Raw genomic sequence first — 15,131 nt, forward strand, 5'->3', positions numbered from 1 at the left:
ATGAAACGCATATGCAGATGGATATTGGCTGTTTGTTTGATTGTCATGTGCTTAACCGGCTGCTGGGACCGGCGCGAACTCAGTGATCTTGGAATCCAACTGGGGACGGGATTTGATAAAATCGGCGATAATTATCAGGTTTCCGTCCAAGTCGTTAACCCCTCAGCCGTTTCAACGAAAAACGGCAATGGCAGCAGGTCCCCTGTTGTTATGTATAAAGCCTCAGCTCCAACATTATTCGAAGCCTTCCGTAAACTTACGTTAACAAGTCCACGAAAAATTTATGGGGCTCACATTCGCGTTCTGGTCATTGGTGAAGCATTGGCCCGGGAAGGAATCTCCAAAATCCTGGACTTCCAGACCCGGGTTTCGGAACCGCGGCCAGACCTCTTCGTGATGATTGCAAAGAACGGCACTGCTGAAAATGTTCTGAAAATCATGACGCCTCTGGAGGAAATTCCGGCAGTCAATATGTACAGCTCGCTTGAGGCATCCTCCAAGGTCTGGGCTACAACCGCGGATGTGACACTGGATAAGCTTGTAAGCCAGTTGATTACCGATGGTATCAATCCCGTACTGACGGGAATCAACGTAATCGGCAATCAACGCACCGGAGAGAAGGAACAGAATGTCAAGGAAATCGATAGCACCGCACGCTTGAAGTATTCCAATCTTGGCGTCTTCAAGGGGGACCGTCTGATCGGCTGGTTAGATCCGGAAGAAACCAAAGGCTTCAATTACATCATGAATAATATAAACACCACTGTAAATAGAGTGGCCTGTCCGGATGGAGGAAATCTCACGATAGAAGTCTACAACTCCAAGACCTCTACTAAAAGCCAGATCAAACAAGGCAAGACTCTTATGAACATTAATGTGAATATTACGGCAGACATTGGGGAGGTTGAATGCGATATCGATTTGACAAGCCCGCCCGTGATCAATCAACTGCAAAAACAAGCGGAGAAAGAAATCAAGCAGCAGATGGAACAAACCATGGCTCATGTGCAGGGAAAATATAAGAGCGATATTTTCGGATTCGGCCAAGTGATCTATCATTCTCATCCGAAAAAATGGAATCAGCTGAAAAAAGATTGGGATGAGGAATTCCCGAGGATCAAGGTGAATTACCAAGTAAAGGTGATCGTTCGGAAGCTGGGAGCCATAGGCAACCCGATTACGAAGGAATTGAAGGAGTGATGCTTTGTGATGATGCTAATTGCTGTCCTGATATTCGCCCTGGCAGCGGCTGCACTTGAACTGCCGGTCCTGATCAGGAAACGGTGGATCAAAGAAACCGTTATTTTCTCCGTTCTGTTCGTCGCCGGGATCGCTCTGAGCATAGCGTCCGTTAAATCGGTTCCATTACCAAGTCCACTAATCGTACTCAAGATGGTCTATTCCCCGATTAGCAGCTGGATTTTCAACTAAGTTAGGAAAGGGTGGATATATTTGCGTGAACATGGAAAAATCAGCATCCAACAAATAACAATCCTCGTCATCTTCACTACAATCGGGGATTCCATCCTCTTCCTGCCTTCCATGATGACAACAGCGGCCAAACAGGATTCATGGCTATCCGTACTGCTGGGCATTCCTATCGGTCTGTTCATCTTGTGGCTGATGCTGCGGCTAAGCCGGATGGAGGCCAGATCGACACTATTTCAAATGAACCAGAAGCTCCTGGGTCAATTTTTCGGCGGGATTCTATCGGTTCTATTTCTGATGTTCTTTCTCGTGCTTACTTCGGGGATGCTGCGTGAAATCAGCGACTTCATTACGACCATCATTCTGCCGCAAACCCCGCTTTATGTGATTCACTTTATGATGATTATTGTGATGCTGTTCGGGATTAAATTGGGGCTGGAGCCCCTCGCAAGGGCAAGCGAGATTTTCTTCCCCTGGTTTCTGCTGTTCTTTTTCTCCCTGGTTCTGCTTCTGCTGCCCCAGATACAACTGACGAATATGCTCCCGATACTGGGCAGCGGAATTGGCCCAGTGCTGCATGGAATGCTCTACTCGGTTGCCTTCCCGTTCTCGGAGCTTCTCGTGTTTCTGGTAATTATTCCCTATGTCAATGAGGGTACGCATCTGCAGAGGGATCTGCTGCTTGGCTCCTTGTTCGGGGGAATGATTATTTTCATTCTGGTCCTGCTATCCACATTGGTACTGGGACCGACTATGACCTCTTTTCATATCTACCCCTCTTACTCATTGGCCAAAAAAATCAGCATCGGTCATTTTCTGGAGCGGCTTGAGGCCATGCTGGCCATTATCTGGATTTTCTCGATCTTTTTCAAAACCGTCCTGTATTATTACGCCACCGTTCTGGGAACAGCCCAGCTATTCCGATTGAAGGACTATCGTATGCTTGCTGCTCCCATTGGGTTCATCTTATTCGGACTCGCCTTTTACTTCTCCCCCAATTACTCTTACCTGACGGAAATAACGGCAAAATATTGGCCTTTCTGGGATTACACTTATATTGCCGCCATCGTATTGCTGCTGCTGGTCAGTTACCTGGTCAAAAAAAATAAACAAAAAGCCCCTTCGGCTCCTGAGAGCTGAATCGGGCAATTGTTATTCATTTGAGTTCATTCGGGTTAAAAAGAGTTATGCGTTTTAACCATTTTGTTACTTTATAAGGCGCCCGTATCACTTATAATTATGTTATATCATGCATCATGGAGGAATCTAGATGACCCAACACCGTTTGACGAGCAATTGCCTGAAAATACTGGTCCTTGGAGCAATTAGCAGCCTGATGTTCCATGCCGGCACCCCGCTTTCTTTTGCCAGTGGGAACGGGATTGCTGACACAATCGATGTCGGCAGCCCCTTAGCCAACCAAAAAACATCCGCCATCAAGGTCTCCGCAAAGACAATTAAAACAATTTCAAAAACGTATACCGCCAACGTCCAGTATCCGGTTATCGCTGGCCTGCGGAGCACCCAGTATCAGGGAGAACTTAATTACCGCATCTCCGAGCTTGCCCGGCAGGATCTGGAGGCTGTCAAGAAGCAGGCTGCCAGCGGCGCCGCAGAGGCGATCGATGCAGGTATTGATTTTATTCCCTATGATATCACGGTCAAGTATGAGGTTATGTCCGATGGAAGTCCCGGGAACAGCAACTATTTATCCATAAAAGTGCTTACCTATCTATTCACGGGAGGCGCTCATGGCATCACCCGCATGGATACCTATAATATCCGGAATTCCGACAAGCCTTCTCTTATCACGCTCAAGGACCTGTTTGGTGCCGATTACAAAGCAGTTATCAATAAAAAAGTGAAAGAAGAAATAGCGTCAAACCCCGATCATTATTTTCAGGATGCCTTCACAGGCATTACCGATGACCAGACCTTCTATGTGAAAGGCGGCGACGCCTACATTGTATTTCAAAATTATGAAATTGCCCCGTATGCCGCAGGCTTGCCCGAAATCAAGGTTCCTTATGCCGGCGACAGCTCCTCCGGGGGCGGCCAATTGATTTCGCTGCCTGTGTTTATCAATGGAGTCAAGCTGGATCTCGGACAAGCGCCGCTGTTTACAAATGAGAGCGGTATCGTCATGGCTCCCCTGCGTCCCATCTCCGCCGCGCTTGGCTACAAGCTCAATTGGAAGGAAGCTTCGCAGCAGGCTAAGCTGTTCAAAGGCTCGCAGCTTATTACGGCAACCGTGGGTAAGGATTCCTACATTTCCGAAAAAAACGCCCTTCTCTCCCTGGAGACCGCCCCTGTCATTAAGAATGGAACGTTATATGTTCCGCTTGCTTTCTATTCCGAGCTGCTTCAGGCAAAGGTCGCTTATACAGCGACTGCAGTTATGATCACGGCCTGATTTTGCTCTTGACCAACGTACAAGACAGCGTCAACGAAAGGGAGACAACCCCGGAATGATTAAAATTGTACTGATACGCCACGGCCAAAGCCAGTGGAATCTCGAAAACCGTTTTACCGGCTGGACAGACATCGATTTGTCCCCCACAGGCTTTGAGGAGGCCCGAATAGCCGGGGGAATATTGCTGCGGAACGGCTATGTCTTCGATATCGCCTATACATCTTACTTGAAGAGAGCGATTCGCACGCTGTGGATTATTTTGGATCAAATGGACTTGATGTGGATTCCCGTCTTTAAAACCTGGATGCTCAATGAACGCCACTACGGAGCCCTTCAGGGGTTGAACAAGGCTGAAACCGCTTTGAAATACGGGGATGAACAGGTCCATGAGTGGCGGAGATCCGTCCATATCCGGCCGCCTGCCCTGCAATTGACCGATACGCGCTGTGAGAGGTCTGACCGCAGGTATGCGGGCATTGAACAATGTGTCCCGCTAACGGAGAATCTGGATGATACCAAAGCGAGGGCATTGGTCTATTGGAACGAAACCATTCAGCCCGCCCTGAAGTCGGGCAGTCGGGTCCTGATCGCTGCTCACGGCAACACCTTACGGGCGCTTGTCCAATACCTGGATCAGATTCCCGAGGACGGGATTGCCGATCTCAATATTCCCACAGGCACCCCGCTGGTATATGAGCTGGATGACAATCTGAAGCCGCTGCGGCATTATTTTCTGGGCGAATCCGGCGAGGTAGAGGGAAGGTCCGTAACGGATCCTTTGACTTGAAGAATGGGTAGCGCAATCATACTTTCTTATAGTGGATTACAAATGAGTTCACAGAGGAAAGCACCCTGCCGAAATACCGAAGCAGAGTGCTTTTTTGCATGCTTTATTTCAAAGGATCATAGCCCCGCAAGCACTTGATACCATACGCCTTTGGGGGAATAGAGCGTATCACGTACCTGGTCCCATCCGCCAAGATAGCTGATGTCGAATAGATCCGCCGGCTGCTGATATTGGTCCTTCACCTCTGCCAGCACCTTATCGTCAACAGGTCGAAAGCCATAGTCGGCGAAGATATGCTGCGCCTCCGGGGTCTCCAGATAGTTCAGGAACGCTTCAGCCACCTTGCGCGTTCCGTGCTTATCCACATTGACATCAACCACCGCAGCCGGATTCTCGATCAGAATCGTGGAGCTGGGCACAACGATCTCATATTTCACCCCTTGGTTGATTCGGGCAATCAGCTCATTCTCATATGTCACGATCACATCGCCTACACCGTATTCGAAAGCTGCCATCGAGGCGCGCCCGCTCTTATCGAGCGACTCCACATTGTGATGGATCTGTTCCAGAAAAGCCTTGGCATAGGAAGGATCCTTCTTGCCGGTATCCTCCTCCGATTTTTTGAGTCCGGCCCCGTACATCGCGTTAATGTCCCATTGGGCGCCCCCGGAGGTTTTCGGATTGGGGTAAAGCACCTTGATCCCTTTACGGGTCAGATCCGCCCAGTCATGGATGCCCTTGGGATTGCCCTCCCGGGTACCGAGAACGGCTATGGATCGTGTAATCATGCCATCATGCGCAATGGCCTGCTTCCAGTCATGCGTGATAAAGCCCGCCTTCTGGATTTTGTCGATATCGCCTTCCATCGCAAGCACGGCGATATCCGCCTCGAAGCCGCCGGCTATGGCTCTCGCCTGTGTTCCGGACGCTTCATAAGACTCCTGAAAATCAACCGTCTGTCCGGTTTCCGCTTTCCACTTCGCCTTAAACTTCGGAAGCAGCTCGGCAAAGGCATCCTTGGCCACGGAATAAGCGCCAATAACCAGCGTCACATCGCCCTTGGTCGCAGTCGGAACGGAGCCATCCTGTCCCGGATCATTTCCCCCGCAGGCGGTGGCGATCATCAGGATTAGAATCGTACATAGAATACCGCTAAGACGCCATCCTTTTGTCAGGGTAGGGTTCATACATTACACAACACTTTCTGTTAGAGACTGCTCTGCCCGAGAATCCGCAAAGCACCTCCTTGTTAGATATGAATCGGCATGGGGTCTTCCTTCAGTTTATTCTCCATGATCCATGTGTCATTATCATTAAACAGATAGGCCCGGTGTATCAGCACACTGACCTCGTCTCCAGGCTGCAGGACTTCCTTCTCCAGCGAGCGGTACGTGATCAGCTTGATATCGCCAACCTCTACTTCAACCATCCACTCGCTTCCCCGGAAATGAACTTGCTTGACCTTGCCCCGCGCAGTCGCGGATGCAATGCGGAATTCATTATGCCTGCCAATCTCGATATATTCCGGACGGATAAGCGCCTGGGTTCCCGGCCACTTGGATGCATCCTCGAAGCCTTTGAGATTCTCCACCTGCGATACGATCGTGGACTCTCCGATGAAGCTCGCCACAAACTGCGTTTGCGGATTTTTGTATATATCCCATGGCGACCCTTTTTGCTCCAGCCGCCCTTTATTGATAATCATAATCTCGTCTGCGACCTCGATGGCCTCATCCTGGTCATGCGTGACGAATATGGAGGTAATGCCCACACGTTCAATCATTTCCTTCAGCCATGTGCGAAGCTCGGAGCGGATCTTAGCGTCGATCGCTGCGAACGGCTCATCCAGCAGCAGCAATTGAGGCTCAGGAGCCAATGCTCTGGCAAACGCGACGCGCTGGCGTTGGCCGCCGGACAATTGATGCGGCAGACGATGCTCGAAGCCTTTGAGCCCCGTCAGCTCAACCAGGGTCATAACGCGGTCGCGAATGGCTCCCTTGGACTGCTTCTTCACCTTGAGGCCGAAAGCTATATTGTCGTAAACGGTCATGTGTTTGAACAAGGCGTAGTTCTGGAAAACAAACCCGATCCCGCGCTCCTGCGGCGGCAGATCATTGACCCGTTTGCCGTGAAATACGATATCCCCGGAAGAGGGCTGTTCCAGTCCGGCCAGCATGCGGAGAATAGAGGTTTTCCCCCCCGCCGCTCGGTCCCAGGAGGCCAATCAGCCTTCCCTTCTCTATGTCAAAGCTGACATCGCGCACCGCATGAAAATCACCGAATTGCTTATTTAATCCGCGCACCTCGATATGCATCGTCTAATGCACTTCCTTTCGCTTTTTGGCCCATTCCATGAGCAGCAGAAGTCCGACAGAGAAAGCCGCCAGCACAAGCGCCACACCGTTTGCAGCCGTCACATTGAAATTCTCAACATCCTGATAGACGAGCGTTGTCGCTGTCTGTGTCTTGTTCATTATATTGCCCGAGACGACCAGCACGGCGCCAAATTCCCCCAATGACCGGGCGACAGTCAGAACGACGCCATAGATTACACCCCATCGGATTGAAGGCCAGGTCACATGCCAGAAGGTATACCAGGAATAGGCGCCAAGCGTCGATGCGGCTTCTTCCTGCTGGGCTCCAATTTCCTGCAGCACCGGCATTACCTCCCGCACCATGAGCGGGAACGTAACGAACAGGGTCGCCAGAATCATCCCCGGCAGCGCATACACCACTTTAAAGCCGATATCCTCGAAGAATGTACCGATGATGGAGCTTGGTCCCAGCAGCAGCACAATCATCAGGCCGCCAATGACCGGCGAAACCGCGAACGGCAGATCGACGATGCTGTTGAGCAATTGCTTGATCCTTCGTCCCAGCCAGGTCGCCCGGACCAGATAAAGGGCCAGCATCACACCAAACAAGGTATTGATGGCCGTAACGACAAGGACAATAATGCCTGTCATCATCAGCGCGTTTAACGCCTCCCTGCGGGTCAGCGCTTCAGCAAAGCCGCTCCAGCCATCCGCCCAGGCACCGGTGAATATCTTCACGATCGGCGCAATCAGCAGTATAAGAAATACGAGATACGTAAGCGGAATCCACAGCCTCTTCATTTGTCCGCCCTCCTCGTCTGAACGAGGTTGACGGCCCATAGAATAAGAAAGGATAGCGTGAGCAGCAGCACGGAGGTGGCGGCTGCACCCTGCGTATTGTCGCTTTCAATCTCACCAAAAATATAAACCGCTGCAATCAAGGTCTTGCCCGGAATATTGCCCGCCACAAGCACAACCGCCCCGAATTCGGCGAGCGCCCTGGAGAAGGCCAGCATCGATCCGCTCAGTATGCCTGGCAGCATCGACGGAAATATCACCTGAAAGAAGGTTCGGGCCTTGGAAGCGCCCAGCGTGTAAGAGGCCTCCTCCTCCGATTTGTCCATCTCTTCCAGCAGCGGCTGAATCGCCCGGATGACAAACGGGAAGGTGACGAATACCATCGCCACAATTATAGCGGGTTCGTGAAAAACAATCTGAAAACCGAGATTATCGGCCAATCCCCCAACAAAGCTGTTAGGTCCCAGCAATAGCAATATCATTAAGCCGCCGACAGCCGTCGGCAGCGCAAATGGCAAATCAACCAGACTGTTCAGCAGCCGCCGGCCCGGAAACCGGTAACGGATCAATACCCATCCGATCATGGTGCCCAGCAGCATATTAATAACAGTCGCAATAACCGAAAGCTTGATTGTGAGCAGAACCGCCTTCCACGCAAGTGGATCGGTGATGCTTTCCCAGAATGGCCCCCAGCCCAGAGTAAATGCTTGCGTGTAAATTCCAATAATCGGCAAAATGATTAAAACAATAAAATAAAGCATAATGGTGCTGCGAAAACCGAAACTCCACCAGCGGCTGCGCATCATAAAATTCAAGCTGTCTTACCCCCCGGCGCTTTCCTTGTGGAATCGCGCTAATTCCCATTAAATTACTCGGTATTGATAATGTAGCAGATAGCTGCCTGTCCAGTCAATGCTTATATAAGAAATAATGATCGGATTTATGAGAAAAAATAAACTCCCCGGCCACATCTCCGGGGAGTTCAAATGAAGGGCTATTCCCCTTCGATATCATATTTGGTATTGCCATTCGTAATGATCGCCTGCCCCTGGGTCACATCCGTCATCCAGGCTGTAAAACGCTCGGCCTCCGGTTCCTCCGGCAGGCAGGTCATTACCACACGGTCGGTAAACGCGGTGTCGCCGACCTTCCAGCCTTTGGCATGCAGCTCATTCTCCAGCTTGCCGTACCAGGTGTAATCCACATCCACGATCACCTCGCGGCGGAGGATCTTCACAATCGGCTGAGCCGCATCAATTGCCGCGACAGCGCCATCGGCATAGGCGCGAATCAACCCGCCTGCGCCGAGCATAATGCCGCCGAAGTACCGGGTGACGACGATAACGGCGTTTTTGAGCTCCTGGTGCTTCATCACTTCCAGAATCGGTTTGCCGGCTGTGCCGCTTGGTTCACCGTCATCCGACTGCTTCTGGCATTCGTCACGCTCCCCGATCAGATACGCCGAACAATTATGCGACGCATCTCGATGCTGCCTCTTGATTTCATCGATGAAAGCGACAGCTTCGGCTTCCGATTCTACCGGCTTGCCATGCCCGATGAAACGCGACTTTCTGATGACGATCTCGCCGCTTGCCTGCTGACGGAGCGTCTTGTATCGGTTCAGCATATCAGTTGCAAACTCCTTGCCGGCAGAGGATTATAGGCGTGCTTCCAACTCGGCTTTTTTCTTTCTCGAAACCAGGCTTGCCAAGCAGGGCGAACATATTCTTCTTGTAAGCTTCAACGCCCGGCTGATCAAAAGGATTCACGCCAAGCAGATATCCGCTGATCCCGCATGCTTTCTCGAAAAAGTAAACGAGATAGCCGAATGTGTAAGGCGTAAGATCGGCAATATTGACGATAAAGTTCGGTACCTGACCGTCCGTATGCGCAAGCAGCGTGCCCTGGAATGCTTTCTTATTGACAAAATCCATCGTTTTTCCAGTCAGGAAGTTAAGCCCGTCCAGATTGTTCTCGTCATGACCGATCGTGATCTGCTCCTGGACATTCTCCACCTGGATCACCGTTTCAAAAATATTCCGGTTGCCCTCCTGGATAAACTGCCCCATGGAATGCAGATCCGTCGAGAAATCGACTGCCGCCGGGAAAATCCCCTTGTAGTCCTTGCCTTCGCTTTCTCCGAAAAGCTGCTTCCACCACTCTGAGACGAAATGAAGCGACGGCTCGTAATTGACGAGGATTTCAGTCGCTTTTCCTTTGCGGTACAAGGCATTGCGGGCTGCGGCGTATTGATAGGCCTCATTCTCGGCAAGCTCCGGGCTGGCATAAGCCATCGAGGCGTCCGACGCGCCTTTCATCATGGCATCAATGTCAATGCCGGCAGCAGCGATTGGCAGAAGCCCGACAGCGGTCAATACAGAATAACGTCCGCCAACATCATCCGGGATAATGAATGACTCGTAGCCTTCTTCATTAGCCAGCTTCTTCAATGCGCCCTGAGCACGGTCGGTTGTGGCGTAGATCCGTTTGCGCGCTTCTTCCTTGCCGTATTTGTTCTCCAGCGCTTCGCGGAAAATCCGGAAGGCAATGGCCGGTTCTGTCGTTGTGCCGGATTTGGAGATCACGTTGACCGACCAGTCGCGGCCTTCGAGCAGCTGCTGCAGATGGGTCAGATATGTAGAGCTGATATTGTTGCCGGCGAACAGGATTTGCGGCGTTTTGCGCTGTCCTTGCGGCAGTAAGTTATAAAAGGAATGCGACAGCATCTCGATAGCCGCGCGAGCGCCCAGGTATGATCCGCCTATGCCGATGACAATCAGCACTTCGGAATCGGACTGGATTTTCGCTGCCGCCTTCTGAATGCGTGCAAACTCTTCTTTATCATAATTGTTCGGAAGATCAATCCATCCCAGGTAATCGGAGCCCGCGCCCGTTCCGTTATGCAGCTGGTCATGCGCCGCCCGTACCTGTTGGGTTAAATTGTCGATCTCGTGCTGACCAATAAAAGCAAGCGCCTTGCTGTAATCAAATTTCACTGCTTTACTCATGGGTGAAACCTCCTAAGTTTTTGGCGATACATTCATGGATATCTTCCTGCCTGCCAGGGAGAAAAAGCACCTCGTAAGCATGTCCTACGATAGCATTAGAATAATGGATTTCCCAGGCAAAAACAAGGTAAGCGGAGACAGCTCCGGCCGTCCTCCAGCAGCTCCCGTGTTCCGGGCAGGCAGGACACAGGCGGCAATTGAACGCGAAAACCACATATACGGCAGTTGTTCCCGAAGGTTGTCCAATTCTTCTCCAGGCCTGTTTATGATAAAATGAGAAGATCATGATTCACCTGACAAGGAGATGAAAGTGGATGAATAAAATCGGTTTTGTTGGCCTTGGTGTCATGGGTGCACCGATGGCGGCAAACTTGCTTCGCAAAGGTTATCACGTTACACTTTACAACCGTACGCCGGGCAAAGTGGACAAGCTCCTCGAGCTTGGCGGCGAAGAAGCCGCTACACCGGCTGCCCTCGCCCGCAGCTCAGAGCTGGTCATTACGATGATCAGCAACGACGATGCCATTCGTGAAGTTTACTATGGTGAGAACGGCCTGCTCAGCAGCGTTATGCCCGGCACGATTATTGTCGACAGCAGCACGATTTCGCCTGCATTGGCAAGGCAGCTGGCTGCCGATTCAGCGCAGCGGTACGCCGACTTCCTGGATGCGCCCGTCACAGGGAGCAAACCGTCCGCCGAGGATGGCTCGCTTGTATTTATGGTCGGCGGCGACATTGAAGTGACTCACCGCATCAACGACGTGCTGCTGGCCATGGGACGCAAAGTCATTCCCATGGGACCAAGCGGCAGCGGAGCAACTGCCAAGCTTGCCCATAACACGGTAGTCGGCATTAATATTGCCGGACTGGTCGAAGGCATGGCCATTGCGGCAAGCGGCGGCATTGATGCTGCCTCCTTCATTGAACTCGTGCAGTCCGGCGGCGCGGCAAGCCGGATGGCCGAAATGAAAGGGCCGCGGCTGCTTGACCGCGATTTCAGCGTTCAATTCTCCCTTTCCCTGATGCTGAAGGATCTTCGTCTTTCTTCCGCTCTCTCTGATGGTTTGAAGACGCCAACCCCCCGTTCTGGAGACGGTCAAGAGCCTCTTCCAGATGGGCGAGTCCATGGGGCTTGGCGATCTCGATCTGTCGGCCCTGGCCAACTGTTATGAGCAGTGGATTGACAAGCGCCTTACCAACCACTCCGGCAATCAGCAGCTGCGGAATGAGCTTGCAGCTACCTCAGAAGCTGCAGGCAGGAGCGGAGCGGATACTGGTGACAGACGAAAAAGCGAGCGGGTGGAGCTGCAAATTCCATTGAAGCTCTCTGTCTATCAATGGGAGCAGGAAGGCGCCTTCTCCGGCCAGCTGATTGAAGGCATGCTTTGGGATCTCTCCGACAGCGGCCTTCAAATATCATCTTCTTCCCCGCTTGAACTGGATATGTTTATTGTTATCCATTTCCCCAAGGATTCGGAGCTTCCTCCGGTTACCGGGCGCATCATCCGGATCGAAACGAGCGGCAGCCAGTTCCGTTACGGCTGCATGCTGGCAGGCCTCGCTCCTTATCAGCGGCTGCAGCTGGAAGCTTACATTGGCAAGCAGATCATCATTGCCGATTGAGCCTGCGGCCCGTTGTGGCACGTTTTTTCCCTGACATTTCAAGAAGAAACAGCTGCACGCTGTCCTTTGGAGGTTAAGGCAAGTTTTTTCCTTCGGAAATATAAGCGATGTATGATGAAGTTTTATACGTTCATACGTTTACAAAAAAGGCTGCTCTGCTTATCCGAATGGATGAGCATCGAGCAGCTTTTTTCACGGTTATTCTTGAATATAAGAGCAGCAGTAGTCCGTAACGCCTGTCACCTTAAGCTTGAATTTGGACTGCGCAGGAACCGTGAACTCGCCTTCTCCGGAGATCGTAATCCACTGCTCGTCTCCGGGCAGAAGGATTTGCAGTTCACCGGCGAGGATTTCCATAATTTCCTTGTCATCTGTGCCAAACTCATATTCCCCCGGCAGCATGATGCCAAGCGTTTTTTTTTGTGCCATCGGCAAACAGCACGGTACGGCTGGTCACTTTGCCTTCAAAATAGGTATTGGCTTTCTTGACAATGGTTACATTTTCGAACTGGGACATGTGGGTATAAGCTCCTTTTATTATAGGTGGGATGTTTTAGAACGAACTTCGGTAGAAACGAATAATGTCATTTCTTTAGAAAGAAGGCGGGGACTGAAGGCCGCATTGCGACCGCCCCCGCCTCATTCAAGCTGCTGCCGGCGCTTTTAGCCTACAGCAATTCTTTCACTTTGCTGACTACGTTCGCAACGGTAAAGCCATATTCTGCAATGACACGGTCGCCCTTGGCGGATGCGCCGAATGTATCAATTCCGAGAATGGCGCCCTTGTCGCCTACGTAACGCTCCCAACCGAACGGGGAAGCCATTTCAACAGCCAGACGCGCTTTAACATCCGGGAGCAATACGGAATCCTTGTAAGCCTGCGGCTGCTGTTCGAACAGATCCCAGCTCGGCATGCTGATAACACGAACCTGGATGCCTTCTTCTGCCAGAGCTTTCTGGGAAGCGACAGCTAGCTGCACTTCTGAACCGGTCGCAATAATTTGCGCTTGCGGCTTACCTCCGGCAGCATCGGATACGATATAAGCGCCTTTGGCGATTCCTTCGCGGGCATTGGCGATTGTACCCTCAAGGATCGGCAGATTCTGGCGAGTCAGCACGAGCGCAACCGGCTTGCTGCCGTTCTCAAGCGCATAAGCCCAGGCTGCGGAGGTTTCATTGGCATCGGCAGGACGGATCACCGTCAGGCCCGGAATAATACGGATCGATGCGAGCTGCTCGATCGGCTCATGAGTGGGTCCGTCTTCCCCGACAGCGATACTGTCATGCGTCAAAACATACACTACCGGCTGCTTCATGATGGATGCCAGACGAATTGCCGGACGCAGGTAATCGGTAAAGACGAAGAATGTGCCTCCGTAAATTTTCAATCCGCCATGAAGGCTGATCCCGTTCATGGCTGCAGCCATCGCAAACTCACGAACACCGAAGTAAATATTCCGGCCATCGTACGCACCCGCCTTGAAAACCGGCAAGCCTTTGAGATGCGTCATGGTCGAGCTCTCCAGATCTGCAGACCCGCCGACAAGGTTCGGCACGCCTTTGGCCAATCCATTGAGCGCATTGCCTGAAGCAACTCGCGTGGATATCGCTTTGTCCTCTGTCGTATAGACAGGAAGCTCCTTGTCCCAGCCCGCAGGAAGCTTGCCGCTGATCGCAATTTCAAATTGCTTGGCCAGCTCGGCATGTGCGGCTTTATAGTCAGCGAACAGCTTGTCCCATTCCGCATTGGCTTTCTCGCCGTTTGCCTTCACCTCGGCAAAGTGAGCGCGAACTTCATCAGGCACGAAGAACGGCTCATTGTTCCAGCCGTAAAACTCCTTCGTCAGCTTGGTCTCGTCGGTGCCGAGAGGTGAACCGTGCGGTCCGGCATGTCCGCCCTTGCCGCCTTTGTTCGGGCTGCCGTAGCCGATTACAGTTTTCACTTCGATCAGAGTCGGTTTGCCGCTCTCCGCTTGCGCTGCCGCAACAGCTTTGGCAAGAGCATCCAGATCATTGCCGTCTTCAACGCGCAGCACCTGCCAGCCATAAGCTTCGAAGCGTCCATGAACATTTTCCGAGAAGGACATGTTCAGTTCGCCGTCAAGCGAGATATCATTAGAGTCGTAAAGCATAACGAGTTTGCCGAGCTTCAGATGGGCTGCAAGGGAAGCCGCTTCGCTCGAAACACCCTCCATTAAATCTCCGTCGCCACAGATCGCATATGTGAAATGATCAACTACTTTAAAGCCTTCCTTGTTGTAAGTGGCGCTCAGCTGTGCCTCGGCGATTGCCATACCTACTGCCATGGCTACCCCCTGGCCCAGCGGCCCGGTTGTTGCGTCAACACCGGCCGTATGGCCGAACTCCGGATGACCCGGCGTTTTGGAGCCCCATTGACGGAAGTTTTTCAACTCCTCCAGAGGAAGGTCGTAACCGGATAAATGCAGCAGGCTGTAAAGAAGCATGGAGCCGTGACCTGCCGATAATACGAAACGGTCGCGGTTAATCCATGTCGGATTGGAAGGGTTGTGATGCATGCTTTTGGCGAAGAGCTGGTATCCCATCGGTGCAGCACCCATAGGCATACCCGGGTGGCCGGAATTGGCTTTCTCAACCGCATCGATGGAAAGGGTGCGGATCGTATCGACAGAAAGCTGGTCGATGGATTTCTGTGTGACTGTCATAACTTTTAACTCCTCCTGTTCTCATGTCCATTCCTAGTCTCTCTTCATTTATAAGAAAGTATAAATAAACCTTCA

At 51.7% G+C, this 15,131-nt stretch carries 11 protein-coding genes and 4 pseudogenes; 7 read left to right on the forward strand and 8 right to left on the reverse strand.

Going from position 1 to position 15,131, the window contains the following annotated elements:
* The 5 genes from ACFOLF_RS10900 (at position 1) to gpmA (ending at position 4,628) form a co-directional block, all read left to right on the forward strand.
* A complete protein-coding gene (locus ACFOLF_RS10900; protein WP_210038215.1) occupies positions 1-1,200 on the forward strand; it encodes a Ger(x)C family spore germination protein in 1,200 nt (399 codons plus the stop codon).
* Between the two features lie 6 nt (positions 1,201-1,206).
* The gene (locus ACFOLF_RS10905) at positions 1,207-1,431 is read left to right on the forward strand and encodes a hypothetical protein (protein WP_210038214.1); all 225 of its coding nucleotides are present in this window, start codon (positions 1,207-1,209) and stop codon (positions 1,429-1,431) included.
* A 21-nt stretch (positions 1,432-1,452) separates the two neighbouring features.
* Positions 1,453-2,568 (forward strand): GerAB/ArcD/ProY family transporter, encoded by a 1,116-nt coding sequence (locus tag ACFOLF_RS10910; protein ID WP_210038213.1) that lies wholly within the window; start codon positions 1,453-1,455, stop codon positions 2,566-2,568.
* Positions 2,569-2,698: 130 nt separating this feature from the next.
* On the forward strand, positions 2,699-3,841 hold the full coding sequence (locus tag ACFOLF_RS10915) for a stalk domain-containing protein (RefSeq protein ID WP_210038212.1): 1,143 nt from the start codon (positions 2,699-2,701) through the stop codon (positions 3,839-3,841).
* Between the two features lie 55 nt (positions 3,842-3,896).
* Positions 3,897-4,628, forward strand: coding sequence for a 2,3-diphosphoglycerate-dependent phosphoglycerate mutase (gene gpmA, locus ACFOLF_RS10920; protein ID WP_210038211.1), 732 nt, complete (start codon positions 3,897-3,899; stop codon positions 4,626-4,628).
* A gap of 116 nt (positions 4,629-4,744) precedes the next feature.
* Here gpmA and ACFOLF_RS10925 read toward each other — a convergent pair whose 3' ends face one another.
* From ACFOLF_RS10925 to ACFOLF_RS10950, 6 genes and pseudogenes are all read right to left on the reverse strand, one after another.
* A complete protein-coding gene (locus ACFOLF_RS10925; RefSeq protein ID WP_210038210.1) occupies positions 4,745-5,815 on the reverse strand; it encodes a sulfate ABC transporter substrate-binding protein in 1,071 nt (356 codons plus the stop codon).
* A gap of 62 nt (positions 5,816-5,877) precedes the next feature.
* A pseudogene (locus tag ACFOLF_RS10930) lies at positions 5,878-6,943 on the reverse strand (sulfate/molybdate ABC transporter ATP-binding protein).
* 3 nt (positions 6,944-6,946) lie between these two features.
* A complete protein-coding gene (locus ACFOLF_RS10935) occupies positions 6,947-7,744 on the reverse strand; it encodes a sulfate ABC transporter permease subunit (RefSeq protein WP_210038208.1) in 798 nt (265 codons plus the stop codon).
* Positions 7,741-8,547, reverse strand: coding sequence for a sulfate ABC transporter permease subunit CysT (cysT, locus tag ACFOLF_RS10940; RefSeq protein ID WP_379114083.1), 807 nt, complete (start codon positions 8,545-8,547; stop codon positions 7,741-7,743). The genes ACFOLF_RS10935 and cysT overlap by 4 nt, the downstream gene beginning before the upstream one ends.
* Before the next feature lie 188 nt (positions 8,548-8,735).
* Positions 8,736-9,368, reverse strand: coding sequence for a YigZ family protein (locus ACFOLF_RS10945; RefSeq protein WP_210038206.1), 633 nt, complete (start codon positions 9,366-9,368; stop codon positions 8,736-8,738).
* 30 nt (positions 9,369-9,398) lie between these two features.
* A pseudogene (locus tag ACFOLF_RS10950) lies at positions 9,399-10,749 on the reverse strand (glucose-6-phosphate isomerase).
* Positions 10,750-11,063: 314 nt separating this feature from the next.
* Between ACFOLF_RS10950 and ACFOLF_RS10955 the strand changes: the two are divergent.
* A pseudogene (locus ACFOLF_RS10955) lies at positions 11,064-11,943 on the forward strand (NAD(P)-dependent oxidoreductase); the annotation flags it as partial.
* Between the two features lie 105 nt (positions 11,944-12,048).
* Positions 12,049-12,372 (forward strand): PilZ domain-containing protein, encoded by a 324-nt coding sequence (locus tag ACFOLF_RS10960; protein WP_379219618.1) that lies wholly within the window; start codon positions 12,049-12,051, stop codon positions 12,370-12,372.
* A 198-nt stretch (positions 12,373-12,570) separates the two neighbouring features.
* Here the strand turns inward: ACFOLF_RS10960 and ppnP are convergent.
* Positions 12,571-12,889, reverse strand: a pseudogene (gene ppnP / locus ACFOLF_RS10965) (pyrimidine/purine nucleoside phosphorylase).
* Positions 12,890-13,040: 151 nt separating this feature from the next.
* On the reverse strand, positions 13,041-15,056 hold the full coding sequence (tkt, locus tag ACFOLF_RS10970) for a transketolase (RefSeq protein WP_210038202.1): 2,016 nt from the start codon (positions 15,054-15,056) through the stop codon (positions 13,041-13,043).
* Positions 15,057-15,131: the final 75 nt, after the last annotated feature.

It is taken from the genome of Paenibacillus sepulcri (genome assembly GCF_042647105.1).
GTDB classification, from domain to species: Bacteria; Bacillota; Bacilli; order Paenibacillales; family Paenibacillaceae; genus Paenibacillus_Z; species Paenibacillus_Z sepulcri.

Coding starts and splice junctions, on each gene's coding strand:
- ACFOLF_RS10900 (WP_210038215.1), top strand. CDS start 1: ATGAAACGCATATGCAGATGGATATTGGCTGTTTGTTTGATTGTCATG.
- ACFOLF_RS10915 (WP_210038212.1), top strand. CDS start 2,699: ATGACCCAACACCGTTTGACGAGCAATTGCCTGAAAATACTGGTCCTT.
- gpmA (WP_210038211.1), top strand. CDS start 3,897: ATGATTAAAATTGTACTGATACGCCACGGCCAAAGCCAGTGGAATCTC.
- ACFOLF_RS10925 (WP_210038210.1), bottom strand. CDS start 5,815: ATGAACCCTACCCTGACAAAAGGATGGCGTCTTAGCGGTATTCTATGT.
- ACFOLF_RS10935 (WP_210038208.1), bottom strand. CDS start 7,744: ATGAAGAGGCTGTGGATTCCGCTTACGTATCTCGTATTTCTTATACTG.
- cysT (WP_379114083.1), bottom strand. CDS start 8,547: ATGATGCGCAGCCGCTGGTGGAGTTTCGGTTTTCGCAGCACCATTATG.
- ACFOLF_RS10945 (WP_210038206.1), bottom strand. CDS start 9,368: ATGCTGAACCGATACAAGACGCTCCGTCAGCAGGCAAGCGGCGAGATC.
- tkt (WP_210038202.1), bottom strand. CDS start 15,056: ATGACAGTCACACAGAAATCCATCGACCAGCTTTCTGTCGATACGATC.